Source organism: Flavobacterium sp. TN-1 (assembly GCF_052828645.1).
Genome location: NZ_CM128253.1, coordinates 1,099,726 through 1,113,272 on the forward strand (window position 1 = coordinate 1,099,726; position 13,547 = coordinate 1,113,272).

At 29.9% G+C, this 13,547-nt stretch carries 10 protein-coding genes and 1 pseudogene; 6 read left to right on the plus strand and 5 right to left on the minus strand.

All coding sequences use genetic code 11. From position 1 onward, the window contains the following. Window positions 1–35: 35 nt before the first annotated feature. Entirely contained in the window at window positions 36–935 is a 900-nt protein-coding gene (locus ACUXZJ_RS04630) for a hypothetical protein (RefSeq protein ID WP_123861962.1), read from the minus strand. Next, window positions 932–2,173 carry an MDR family MFS transporter gene (locus ACUXZJ_RS04635; RefSeq protein WP_446195898.1) on the minus strand — a complete coding sequence of 414 codons (1,242 nt, stop codon included), beginning with the start codon at window positions 2,171–2,173 and terminating at the stop codon, window positions 932–934. The genes ACUXZJ_RS04630 and ACUXZJ_RS04635 overlap by 4 nt, the downstream gene beginning before the upstream one ends. A gap of 245 nt (window positions 2,174–2,418) precedes the next feature. Between ACUXZJ_RS04635 and ACUXZJ_RS04640 the strand changes: the two genes are divergently transcribed. Beyond that, complete coding sequence (locus tag ACUXZJ_RS04640; RefSeq protein ID WP_060383574.1) at window positions 2,419–3,747, plus strand: alkaline phosphatase D family protein; 1,329 nt, start codon at window positions 2,419–2,421, stop codon at window positions 3,745–3,747. On the opposite strand, the gene ACUXZJ_RS04645 is transcribed toward ACUXZJ_RS04640, so the two are convergent. Together ACUXZJ_RS04645 and ACUXZJ_RS04650 are read right to left on the minus strand one after the other, a co-directional pair. Further along, window positions 3,744–4,100, minus strand: coding sequence for a hypothetical protein (locus ACUXZJ_RS04645; protein WP_243826104.1), 357 nt, complete (start codon window positions 4,098–4,100; stop codon window positions 3,744–3,746). The two genes, ACUXZJ_RS04640 and ACUXZJ_RS04645, sit on opposite strands and share 4 nt — an antisense overlap. Before the next feature lie 113 nt (window positions 4,101–4,213). Further along, window positions 4,214–5,188: a polyprenyl synthetase family protein gene (locus ACUXZJ_RS04650; protein WP_060383572.1), complete on the minus strand. Its 975-nt coding sequence runs from the start codon at window positions 5,186–5,188 to the stop codon at window positions 4,214–4,216. A 187-nt stretch (window positions 5,189–5,375) separates the two neighbouring features. On the opposite strand from ACUXZJ_RS04650, the gene ACUXZJ_RS04655 reads away from it, so the two are divergent. From ACUXZJ_RS04655 to ACUXZJ_RS04675, 5 genes are all read left to right on the plus strand, one after another. Next, entirely contained in the window at window positions 5,376–6,155 is a 780-nt protein-coding gene (locus ACUXZJ_RS04655; RefSeq protein ID WP_088466367.1) for an SDR family NAD(P)-dependent oxidoreductase, read from the plus strand. A gap of 1 nt (window position 6,156) precedes the next feature. After that, window positions 6,157–6,753 (plus strand): TetR/AcrR family transcriptional regulator, encoded by a 597-nt coding sequence (locus ACUXZJ_RS04660; RefSeq protein ID WP_060383570.1) that lies wholly within the window; start codon window positions 6,157–6,159, stop codon window positions 6,751–6,753. Then, complete coding sequence (locus tag ACUXZJ_RS04665) at window positions 6,754–8,076, plus strand: TolC family protein (RefSeq protein WP_060383569.1); 1,323 nt, start codon at window positions 6,754–6,756, stop codon at window positions 8,074–8,076. Window positions 8,077–8,094: 18 nt separating this feature from the next. Continuing rightward, window positions 8,095–9,234: an efflux RND transporter periplasmic adaptor subunit gene (locus ACUXZJ_RS04670; RefSeq protein ID WP_243826105.1), complete on the plus strand. Its 1,140-nt coding sequence runs from the start codon at window positions 8,095–8,097 to the stop codon at window positions 9,232–9,234. Between the two features lie 92 nt (window positions 9,235–9,326). Continuing rightward, on the plus strand, window positions 9,327–12,788 hold the full coding sequence (locus tag ACUXZJ_RS04675; protein ID WP_446195903.1) for an efflux RND transporter permease subunit: 3,462 nt from the start codon (window positions 9,327–9,329) through the stop codon (window positions 12,786–12,788). Window positions 12,789–13,084: 296 nt separating this feature from the next. Here the strand turns inward: ACUXZJ_RS04675 and ACUXZJ_RS04680 are convergent. Then, window positions 13,085–13,226 (minus strand): annotated as a pseudogene (locus ACUXZJ_RS04680) (IS982 family transposase); the annotation flags it as partial. Window positions 13,227–13,547 lie beyond the last annotated feature (321 nt).

The window sequence follows — 13,547 nt, forward strand, 5'->3', positions numbered from 1 at the left end:
TTTTGTTCTGTTAATAAAAGAAATGGGCGAAAGAATTAATTAATTTGGAAGCTATTACTCAAGATGAGCTTAGCTGCATCATAAACTTTTAGTTGATATAGTCCAGGTATTGGATCTTTTATAGGAATTGCTTTTTCAATTTTCATGGCTTTATTTTGGTAATGAATAAATGAAACGGCTGTGTAATCTTCTATTTTTTCTCCTGTTGTGGTGGTTTCATTATGTGTTACTAGCTCATTATTGGGATCAAATAATTGGAAATAAAAAGTTTTGTTTTGAGGTGTTACCAATTCATTTTCGCTAATTAAAAAATTAATTTTTATTAAATTGGTTTTACTTGCTTTATTTGTTTGAACAATTTCGCCTGATGATTTTAATTTAAAAGAATTTACTTCTAGATTAGAGAAGCTTAATCTAGATGCTTTACTTAATTTTTCATCAGCAATTTGTAGTTTTTTGTTTAGATCTACGTTGTTTGTGTTTAGGTCTTCATTTGTTTTTTTTATGTTTTTTAATTCTGTATTGGATGCAATGAGCTCGTTTTCGGTACTGTCTATTCTTTTTTTGTACCGTTCTATTTCATTCATTAGGTATCCTATTCTTAATTCTAAATTTTTTGATTCAATTTGATATTTAGAAATTTCAGATGGATCATAGTTTTCATTTTTTATTTTTGCTAGGAGGGTGTTTACTTTTTTTCTTTCTTCTAATAATTCTTTGCTTAAATGACCTTCTTTAGAAAGAGTGTTTTCTAGTGCTAGTTTTACTTTTTCTAGATCATTAGTCAGTTCTGCTTTTTCGCTTCTTAATGATATTATAATGCCTTTAGAATGGGCAGACATTCTATAGATATAGATTAAACTGCTCAGTAGTAATAAGGATAATAATGTGATTATGATTTTAAAGCTTTTATTGTTTATAGTAGAGTTTGTCATGATATTATGGTTTGATTAATGGGTGGGATTTGGTTTAGATTTTTGTCTAGTCTAAAATAAATGTAAATTCCTAAGACACCAATGAGAGCCATTAAAATCCAATTAGTATTAAAGCTGTAGTTTTCGATGATGCTAAAACTAAGTTTAGAACTTAATATTTGAGCAAAGCTAAAACTCATAGAGTAGAGAGCCATATATCTTCCTTCTTGACCTGGTGTTGCTTTGTTAAAAGCAAAAGTATTGGAAAAAGAAAATATTAGAATTTGTCCTAATGTGATTAATAAAATGCTTATCATTAGTAAAAAAATCCAATTGGCAAAGATTAAGAATAAAAATCCCAAAGTCATGAAAAGGCTTCCTATTTGGAAAATTTTAGTGTTTTTTATTTTGGTTTTTTCTAGGTATCCTATAATGGGCATTTCGAAGAGGAATATTAGTAATCCATTTAATGATAGTAATAATCCTATTTGCATTTCACTAAAGTTAAATTTTGAAGAGTTGTATACGGGAAGTGTAGTGAAAAGTTGAAAAAATAATAATGCGGTAATGAAAGAACCTAATAAGAAAATTACAAAATTAGAATCTCTAAATATGGAGCTTTTTGTGTTTGTAGTTTCTTTTAATTGTTCTACTCTTTTAGCGTAAATATCAATTTTTGTTTCATCTATTAAAAATAGAAATAAAATTACAGCTGTTACGCAGCTTATACCGTCTATCCAGAATAAAGGATCATAATTGTTATTAGCAATCAAAACACCTCCAATGATAGGACCTGTAAACATACCTAAGTTAGTTGCTAGTCTTATAAGGGTGAGTGAGCGAGTTCTATTAGAAAAGTTGCTAAAACACCCAATGGCTACATAAACGGCGGGTTTGTACATATCAGCTATAGCCGTTAAAACAAATAATCCAATACTGATTTCTATAAAATCATATAAAAACATTAATGAAATAAAGCCAAAGCCTACTAATAGGAGGCTTGAAAGAATAACCGTATAAAAGCCTATTTTATCGGTTAATTTACCGCCTATCCAATTTCCTAAGAAAGAGCCAATGCCTATAGAGCTCATAAGCCAACCTACTTCTTGAAGGGTAAACGAAAAGCCTTTGTGTAGGTAGTTACTTAGAAACGGCATGACCATAGCTCCTGCTCTATTAATATAAGTAATGAGCGTGAGAATCCAAATTTCTTTGGTAAAACCTCTGAAATTATCTAAATAAGTAATTTTTTTTTTCATACGTGTAGATTTAGGGGAAATCTTGGGCTAAGTTAGTTTAAAGCTGTTTTTATTGTGTTTTTTTCTTTTTGTTTTAACAAAATATACGGTAAAACCGTAATGGTTTAATTCGTTTTTCTGTAGTCAAAGATTATTTATTATTTTTGTAGTAAACAATCTTCAATAGGCTGCTTTCTTTGTAATATATGTTTTTATAAAAATTTATAATAATTATAAAGGTAGAGCCTTGATAAAATCTATTTTAAATGAAAAAAATTATTTCTTTTTTCTTTTTGCTTCAAGCTTTTTCGTTGTTTGCTCAAAAAGAATTGCTACAGTCAGGTCCTATGGTAGGGTATTGTGAAATGACAGAAGCTGTAATTTGGTTACAAACAACTACTAGTGCTAGTGTAAAGTTAGAGTATTATGATTTGTTAAATCCATCAAAAAAGATGTTTTCGGATGTTTATAATACAAAGAAAGAGTCGGGATATACTTGTCACGTAGTTCTAGATAGGTTAGAACAAGGAAAAAAATATGCGTATCAAGTATATCTTGATAATAAGTTAATAAAGTTACCTTATCCAACTACTTTTGAGTCCAAAAAGTTATGGCAATGGCGTGAAAAAGCACCTGATTTTACAGTAGCTTTTGGTAGTTGTGTTTACATTAATCAACCTGAGGTTGATAGACCGGGAAAGCCTTATGGAAGTAATTATGGTGTTTTTACAAGTATAGCTGCTAAAAAACCAGATATTATGTTATGGGGAGGGGATAATATTTATTTGAGAGAAGTAGATGAAAGTTTATCAGGTCTTTACCTTCGTTATACCCATTCTCGAAGTGTTAAAGAAATTCAACCATTATTAGCGAGTACTCAAAATTTTGCTATTTGGGATGATCATGATTTTGGACCTAATGATGGTGATAGAAGTTTTAATTATAAAATACATACTCAAAAAGCATTTAAGGATTTTTGGGCTAATAAGTCTTATGGTTTAGATGTGTCTCAAACACAAGGAACTTATTCTACTTTTAATTGGGGCGATGCACAGTTTTTCTTATTAGATAATCGCTTTTTTAAGTCGCCTAATGATCGTAAAACAGGAGAAAAAACGTTGTTAGGTAAAGAACAATTAGAATGGTTAATTGATGCTTTGTCTTCTTCTAAAGCTACTTTTAAGATTATAGTTGTTGGAGGTCAAGTACTAAATTCAGCTTCAAAGTTTGAAAATTATGCAACTTATCCTCAGGAACGAGAATATTTGCTTAATGAAATTGCAAAAAACGAAATTAAAGGAGTGCTATTCTTGACAGGAGATCGCCATTTTGCAGAATTGTCCATGTTGAAAAGAGGTAATAATTATTCTTTATATGATTGGACCGTTTCTCCATTGACTTCTAATCCTTCTAATTCAGGATTGAAAGAAGAAAACAAGAATCGTGTAGAAGGAAGTATGTTTGTACAACATAACTTTGGATTACTGTCTTTTACAGGCGATAAGGATGATAGACAAGTTAAATTGTCTTTATTTGATCATGAAGGAAAAGAGTTATGGAATAAAGTTATTACAAAAAAAGAATTAGGGTATTAGTATAGGTTTTTATACCACACTTTTTGCCACTCTCTTTTTAGAATGAGATAACTTACTTGCTCGGCGAGTTCAACTAGGTTGAAACCGTCGAGTTTTTTTATATCATCTTCGTTTACATCAATAATATATAGTAGGTTTAAATATTCATTAAATTTATTTTGAATAAGTTGGTGTACTTTTTTATGTACTTGAATTTTTAATTCAACAGGGGAAATAGGATGTAGTATATTTAAATCTTCATTAGCTAATAAAAAGTCTTTGGAAACTTGTTCAATGAGCTTGTGATATAGCTCTTTTTTTTGAGCTTCTGAAAGTATTAAATCAGTGTTTTGAGGAGCGATGAACTTTTTCAATTTCAATCATGATTATTTAGATGAAAATGAGTTTGATATAATAAAGAAAATTCTATATCAAACTCATTTTGTGTTAATGTGTTATTTTTTTATTTGAAATGATTTTGCAAGTGTTAAACATTTCTATTCATTAAGTTTTCTCCAAATGTTTTTAGAATAACCTTTTTATCTTCACTAATATTAATTTTTGTTAGTGTAGTAAAAGCTTTGAGAGTGTATTGTTTGATTGCTTCTTGTGTAGCTGCACTAGCTCCACTTGAGTTAAAAATGTTTTTTACTGTTTCAATTTTATTGCTATTATCCTTAGAATGGGTAGAGTATAATTGTTCTAATTGAGTTCTTTCTGTTTCAGAAGAAAACTCTAATGCTTTTATATAGAGGTATGTTTTTTTATTTTCTATAATATCACCTCCTATTTGTTTTCCAAAGGTTAAAGGGTTTCCAAAAGCGTCTAAATAATCATCTTGAAGTTGAAAAGCAATTCCTAAATTTAAACCAAATTCATAAATTAAGTTTGCATTTTCAGCGGATGTTTCTGCAATTATAGCTCCCATTTTTAATGCAGCTCCTACCAGTACGGCGGTTTTGTATTCAATCATTTTAAGATATTCAGCAACGTTTACATACTTTCTGGTTTCAAAATCTACATCATACTGTTGTCCTTCACATACCTCAAGTGCGGTTTTACTGAATAATTGTGCTAACTCTTTAAAAATAACGGGTTCATAATTTTCAAAATATTGATAGGCTAAAATAAGCATAGCATCACCAGAAAGAATACCTGTATTAATATTCCATCTTTCATGAACAGTTTCGTTGCCTCTTCTTAAAGGAGCATTATCCATAATGTCATCATGTACTAAGGAAAAGTTATGAAAAACTTCTATTGCTGTAGCCGCTGAAAGGGCTTTTTCATAAGAAGTATCAAAAATTTCAGCAGCCATTAATGTTAGCACCGGACGTATTCTTTTTCCTCCTAAAGATAAAATGTATTGTATAGGGTTGTATAAATTGAGGGGTTCTTTTTGTATTGATAAATTTTCAAAATGTTTTGTAATAATATCTTGATAGGTACTAATTGCCTGCATTGTATTTTTTTTGCTAAAATAATTTAAAAGTTGGGAACACCTAGTTTTATTAAATGTTAAAAAAAACAAAAAAAACGGAAACTTTTTAAGTTTTTAAAGTTTCCTCTATATATTTGCTTAACTTTTAAAACACATTTTAATACTAATGTATAATGGTGGTTTTTAGTTTATTTGAAAATAAATGTAGATGAAAAAAACGGTTTTAATTACAGGAGCTTCAAGTGGTATAGGATTAGAATTAGCTAAAATTCATGCCGAACAAGGAGATGATTTAGTACTTGTAGCTAGAAATGGACAGCGACTAGATGATTTAAAAATAGAGTTAAAGGCTAAAAATAATATTAGGATTTATACTATTTCTGAAGATTTGTCAAAAAGAGGAGCTGCCTTAAATGTTTATAATGAAATTAAAAAGTATGGTTTAACAATAGATTACTTGATTAATAACGCGGGTTTTGGTGACTTTGGCTTATTTATAAAATCTAATTGGGATAAGACCGATCAGATGATTCAATTAAACATAACGACTTTGACTCAGTTTACGTATATATTTTTAAAAGATATGATACAACGTAAGAGTGGAAAGATTATGAATGTAGCTTCAACAGCGGCTTTTCAACCAGGTCCTTTAATGGCTGTATATTATGCAACTAAATCATACGTTTTACATTTTACAGAAGCTATAGCAAATGAAGTAGAAGGAACAGGTGTAACAATAACAGCTTTATGTCCTGGTGCAACAGAAAGTGGGTTTCAATCAATGGCAGATATGGAAAGTAGTAAATTAGTAAAAAACAAAAAATTGCCTACATCACGAGAAGTAGCTTACTATGGATACCAAGCCATGCTAAGAGGAGATGTTGTAGCAATTCATGGAATTAAAAACACGCTGTTAGCTAATACAGTTCGATTTGCTCCTAGAAAATGGGTTACAAAAATTACTCGATTTATTCAAGAAACCGCATAATATGAAAGATAAAATTATTGCTAAGGCTACAGATATGTTTTTAAAACTCGGTTTTAAAAGTGTTACCATGGATGATATTGCTGCCGAAATGTGTATTTCTAAAAAAACAATATATAAAGTATTTAGTAATAAAGAATCTTTAATAAGAGAGTCAACTTTTGTTATTCATGAAAAAATACATTTAGTTATAGATGAAATTGTGGCTAAGAATTATAATGCAATAGAGGAAAATTTTGAAATTCGTCGGCTTTTTAAAGAAATGTTTCAATCTTATGATAATTCACCCGCTTATCAACTAAAAAAACATTATCCTGATATTTATAATCAGTTAATGGCGAGTGAAATGGAAGATTGTAATGAAATGTTTGAAAAAAATATTGAAAAAGGAATAACAGAAGGACTTTATAGAAAAGAAGTATACATACCTGCTTATATACAATTTTATTACACACTTATATTTAATATTAATGAAAATACACAACTAGAAAGCGAAACATTAAAATTAGAATTAGAAGCGTTAGAATATCATACTAGAGCGTTAGCTACACCTAAAGGCATAAAAGAATTAGAAAAACAATTACTGAAATATAACAATTAAATGAAAAACTTGCATAGACTTTTATTAGCATTATTTCTTGTGGGGCAGACTTATGCTCAAGAGAAGATGAACTATTCGTTTAGTTTAGATCAAGCTGTAGATTACGCAACAAAAAATAATTACACTGCTATTAATTCAAGCAGAGATATAGAAATAGCTCAAAAAAAGAAATGGGAAACAACGACTATCGGATTACCTCAGATAAGTGCAAATGTAGGGTATCAAAATAATTTTAAGATAGCTACTAGCGTAATTAGTTTTAATGGAGTACCTGCCGCATTACAATTTGGTCAGTATAATGCCATGGATGCAAAGCTTACATTAAGTCAATTGATTTTTGATGGCTCTTATTTAGTAGGTTTAGAATCAGCTAAAACATACCTAAAAATTTCTCAAGATGCAAAAGTAAAAACAGCGCAAGAAATTCGAGAAATAACTACTAAAGCCTATGGAGATGTTTTATTAGCGCAAGAAAGTATCATGATCGTAGAACGAAATAAAGTGATATTAGAAAAAACACTAAATGATACAAAACAAATATATAAAAATGGTTTTGTTGAAGAAGAATCAGTAGAGCGTTTACAGATTACATTATCCGAAATTAATAGTTCGTTGGATTACGCAAAGCGTATGGAAGTAATAGCAACCAATATGCTCAAACTTTTAATGGGAATAGAAATTAATCAAACCATTCAACTGACAGATAAATTAGATACACTTGCATCACAAAACATTGATTTAGCTATTTTATCAGAAACTTTTGATACTAATAATTCGGTTGATTATAAAATCAGTAACAACTTAGTAGAAGTAAACCGATTATTGTTAAAATTAGAAAAAAGTAAAGCATTACCTTCCTTGGGAGCTCAAGTGAATTTTGGAGCCAATACATTTGATAATAGTTTTACTATGTTTAATGCTAATCAAAAATGGTATGATTATTCTACCCTTTCAATTGGTTTAAACATTCCGCTATTTAGCTCATTGGGTAGACAAGCTAAAACACATCAAGCTAAAATAGCATTTGAACAAGCCAAAACAAAATTAGCAGAAACAGAACAAAAATTAAAACTTCAATATCAAAAAGCAAAAAGTGATTTTGAATATAGTGTAGCACAATATGGTAATGCTAAGAATACCTTACGTTTGTCGGAAAGAATTGAAAACAAACAAAGTGTTAAATTTAAAGAAGGTTTATCTACCAGTTTTGAATTTACAGAAGCGCAACGTCAGTTATATACATCACAACAAGCATACTTACAATCTATGGTAGAAGTCATTACCAAAAGAGCAACTTTAGAAAAACTATTATTAAAGAACTAAAATTATATACGATCACAAATGAAAAAAATATTTATCCTAACCATTCATACATTATTGCTAGTTTCTTGCGGAAGTAAAGAAAATTCTATGACAGTTGATGCCTTAATAGAAAGCAAAAATTTAACCGAAATAAAAAATAAAAGAGCAAGTCTTCAAGCTGATTTAGCAAGATTAGATGAAGTTCTTGCAACTTTAGAAAAGAAAACAGATGAAGCATTGGTACAAACTATTACTGTAAAAGACACAATATTTAATCATTATGTTGAAATTCAAGGAAATGTAGATACACAACAAAATGTATTGATCCAACCTGAAATGCCAGGAACTTTAGTAAATCTAGATGTAAAGGCAGGTCAGTCTGTTGGCAAAGGACAAATTTTAGGAAGAATAGATGATGCTGGTATGAGTCAACAATTGGCAAGTATTCAAACACAATATGAATTAGCCAAAACCACTTATGAGCGTCAAAAACGTTTATGGGATCAAAAAATTGGTTCTGAAATACAGTACCTACAAGCGCAAACCCAAATGATAAGTCTGTCTAAATCTATTAATCAAATAAAGGCACAAATTGCAAAAACCATTATTCGTGCTCCTTTTAGTGGTGTAATAGATGAAGTATTTGTAGAAAGAGGACAAGTAGTATCTGCTACTCCACAGGGTTTAATGCGCATCGTAAATTTAAGCCAAATGTATGTTAGAACAGAAGTCCCAGAAATGTATTTACCAAGAGTAAAAAGAGGAACTTCTGTAATCGTAAATATAGTTTCAATAAATAAAAACAGCATAGGAAAAGTGCGTCAAGTAGCCAAAACTATAAATCCTGCCAATAGAAGTTTTACAGTAAAAATAGATGTATCCAATCCAGATGAACTATTAAGACCTAATCAAGTAGCGAAATTGAAAATCATGGATTACTCAAATCCATCTGTTATATCAATTCCAACAAACATAATTCAAAAAGATGGAAAAGGAAACAACTATGTATATAAAGTTGTTGTAGGACAAAAAGAAGATAAAGTGGCCGAAAAAGTAATTGTTAAAATAGGTCAAACAGCCAATAATTATACAGAAATTCTTTCAGGTTTAAAACAAAAAGATGTAATCGTTTCAGAAGGAGCAAATATGATCTCAGAAGGAATGAAATTAACTTTTTAATTTTTAAAATGGATTATAATAAAATTTAATATTAACTAATTTTCCTATTGACCCCTAATAGGAATTCCCCTTTCTGGGGGTAGGGGGCTGATATGTCACATAAGCAAAAAGAATTTAGTATATCTAGCTGGGCAGTCGATAACCGAGTAACTGTTTATATATTTACCTTAATAATTGTAATGACAGGTATATATGCCTATATAACGATGCCTCGTGAAGATTTCCCAGAAGTAATAGAAAATAAAATTTATATATCTTCTATATTCCCAGGGAATTCTGCAAAAGATGTTGAAAAATTGGTAATAAAACCCTTAGAAGATGAAATAAAAAATATTAGTGGTGTTAACAAAGTAACTTCTGATTCCTATCAAGATTACGGTATTATTGTAGTTGAATTTGATGATAATATTACAACTGATCAAGGAAAAGCCTTAATCAAAGATAAAGTAGACGTATCTAAAACCAGCGTAAGTTGGCCCGTATTAGATAATGGAGGAAAGGTAGAGCCTAGCGTATTTAGTTTAAATATATCAGAAGAAATTCCCATCTTAAATGTTAATCTTCGAGGAAATTATACAACCCAACAATTAAAAAAATATGGAAAGTATCTAGAAGAAGAAATTAAACGAATTCCAGAAATAAAAAAAGTAGATATACTAGGTGTTGATACTAAAGAAGTAGAAATTGCCATAGATGTTTATAAGATGAATGCAGCTCAAGTAAGCTTTGATGATATTGCAAATGCTGTTCGATACGAAAATATGTCTCTTTCAGGAGGAAATTTAGTTTCACAAGGAATCCGTAACAATATTAGAATTACAGGAGAAATAACAAACCCTTCCGAGTTAGAAAACATTATCGTAAAAACATTAGGAGGATCGGTTTATCTAAAAGATATAGCTACTATTACCTTTAAAGAAAAAGAAAAAACCACTTTTGCCCGAGAAAGAAGAGAAGAAGTTGTAATGCTTAATGTAAAAAAACGTTCTGGACAAAATATGATTTCTGCTATAGAAAAAGTAAAAGAAGTCATTAATAAAGCAAAAGAAACCGTTTTACCTAAAGATCTGGAAATTAGTTTAACAAATGACCAGTCCTCTAAAGTAGAACATAAAGTAGAAGAATTATCTAATCATATTATTTTCGGGATAATACTGGTTATGGTTGTTTTAATGTTTACAATGGGTTTACGTAACTCATTATTTGTAGGAGCAGCCATTCCTTTGTCAATATTTATAGCTTTTACGATCCTTCAAGGAGTAGGAGTTACCATGAATACGATGGTTTTATTCGGTCTAGTAATGGGATTAGGGATGTTAGTTGACGATGGTATTGTTGTTGTTGATAACGTATTTGCTAATATGCAAAAAGGAATGCCAAGAGTACAAGCTTCTAAAATTGGAATAGGAGAAATTGCTTGGCCTGTAATTTCATCAACAGCAACTACATTAATGGCGTTTTTACCTTTTGCATTATGGCCTGGAACTATGGGGAAATTTATGATGTATTTTCCATTAACCTTATCAGTAACACTAGGGGCCTCGTTATTTGTAGCTATGGTTACTAATGCCGCTATGACAGGAGGATCTATGGATATTGTAGATAGAAATATCACCTCAAAATCATTAAAAAACAACACTAAATTATTCCTCATTCTAGGGGTTGTTTTTATAGCTATAGGATATGTTTTTGATATTAAAATAGCCAGAGCAATAGGACATATTGCTTTAATTGCAATTGGATTAATGTGGTTGTATTATAAAAAACTATATCAATGGACCCAAGATTTTCAACATCATTTTTTTCCACGTATGGAAGAGAAATACAAAGAAATGTTGGCAAAAATTTTGACAGGAAAAAAAGCATGGAGAGCATTTGGAATAATTGTAATAATGCTATTCTTCTCCTTTTTATTAGTAGGTATTTTTCCAAGAAAAGTTTTATTCTTTCCAAATAATATTCCCAACCAAGTAATAGCTTATATAGAATATCCACAAGGAACATCTATAGATAAGACCAATAGAGCTACAGACTATGTTGAAAAACAAATACTATCTGTCTTAAATAAGTATGTAGATCCTACTACGAAAGAAAATTTTCTAGCTAATTCTGTTATAGCCCAAGTTGGAGTAGGAGCCACAAACCCTCAAATAGACTTAGGAGTACAGTCAGAAACGCCACATAAAGGGAAAGTTACAATTAATTTTTCTGAATTTAAGTTCCGAAGAGGTGTAAATACTTCAGATGTAATGGAAGAAATTAGATTGAAAATTAGAACCATTCCTGGCGCATCTGTAACCGTAGAAAAAGATGCAGCAGGACCACCTGCGGGATATCCTATTAGTATTGAGTTAACAGGAACTGATTATGACCTAATGCTGAAAGAAGCAGATAAGATGATTGAATTTTTAAATGCAAAAAACATACCTGGAGTTGAAAAATTAAAAGTAGATATAAACAAAGAAAGTCCTGAATTATCTGTAAAAATTGATAGAGTAAATGCAGGAAGTTTAGGTGCTTCTACGGGAATGACTGGTTTTACACTTCGTCGTGCGGTATATGGTCAAGAAATTTCAACATATAAAGAAGGAGACGATAAATATGATATCGTAATGCGTTTACAAAATGAACAACGTAAAAATGAAAGTACACTATTTAATCAACCCTTAACGTATCGAAATCCTAATACTGGACAGATAATGCAAGTGCCCATTGCTGCTATATCTAATGTTGAAAAAACAAAAACGTACAATCAAATAAAACGTAAAAATTATAGACGAATTATGACGGTGTACTCTAATATTTTAACAGGTTATAACGGAAACGAAATAACAAAAATCATAGCTAATGAGTTAAAAAACTATAAGCTACCAAGTGATATTACGTATGGTTTTTCGGGAGTACAGGAAGAACAAGGTAAGAACCAAAACTTTTTATTCTTTGCCTTATTTTTAGCCTTAGCAGGTATTACAACTATTATTGTTTTACAGTTTAATTCTATTTCTAAGACTTTAGTCATCATGTTTACCGTATTATTAAGTTTTAGCGGTGTTTTTTATGGCTATGTAATCGCTCAAATGGATTTTGTTGTACTCATGACAATGATGGGAATTATTTCATTAGCAGGAATTGTGGTGAAAAACGGAATCGTTTTAATGGACTTTTTTGTTTTATTAATGGATAAAAAAGTAGAAGATAACGGATTAGAAAGCCACGATGATCTGACATTAGAACAAATTAAGGAAGTTATTATAGAATCTGGAAAATCTCGTTTACGCCCAGTATTATTAACTGCGTTGACCGCAGTATTAGGGTTAATTCCGTTAGCAATTGGGTTAAATTTTGATTTTTTTGGATTGATTACAGATCTTAATCCGCATTTATACATGGGTGGAGATAATGTAGTTTTCTGGGGACCTCTTGCTTGGACTATTATTTTTGGGTTAACCTACGCCACTGTTTTAACATTAGTTATGGTACCTGTTATGTTTTATTTAGTAAAACGTATTAAATACAAATTGAGAGAGAAAAAATTAAGAAGTAAATTAGAATAATTAATCCAAATATAAAAATATACAGAACTGTTTAAAAGTTAGAGTGATATTGTGGGATATTTTTTATGGAGATAAATGACATAACAATTTATAAATGTTTTATTTCTTTAACGAATACAAATATTACAGAATTTTTAAACAGTTTTTTTATAAAACAATTTCATCTTTTATCTAAAAGGTATACTATACTCTAACATGGAAAAAGATAAAGTTAATTTATCATAGGAGAAATAGAGATACTAATTAAGGGTAATATCCCAAGTCGGGAAGTCTACCGCCAAAACTTGGTGTCGTTAGTAGTTCTGGAATCTAGCTATATAACCTAACCATTTTTCTTCTTTGAGAATTTTACAATTTACAATTCTCCATATTATTACATACAGCTACTGGAAAAGAATCAATAACGTAATACATCTCACAACAAAAGTCTTTAAAATAATATTTTTTTAACCTTAAGACTGTTCAAAAAGTTCGCAATCTTTCATTTTGACCAAAGGGAGAAATTACATAATCTTGATTATGAGACTCCTCCTTACGTTGGAGTTATAAACCACATGTTGATTTAGATACTATCCTACAAAAGCAATAAAAAAGTTGATTTTATCCCAAATTACGCATTAGAGAATTTAAAAAAACTTTATTGATTCCCTAATATTTTAATTTTTTAAAAACTAGAATTGATAAAAATTAAAACATTTTATTTCAATGAGTTATAAAAAATAGTTTTTCTAATGCGTGATCTGGGTTTATCTAATATTT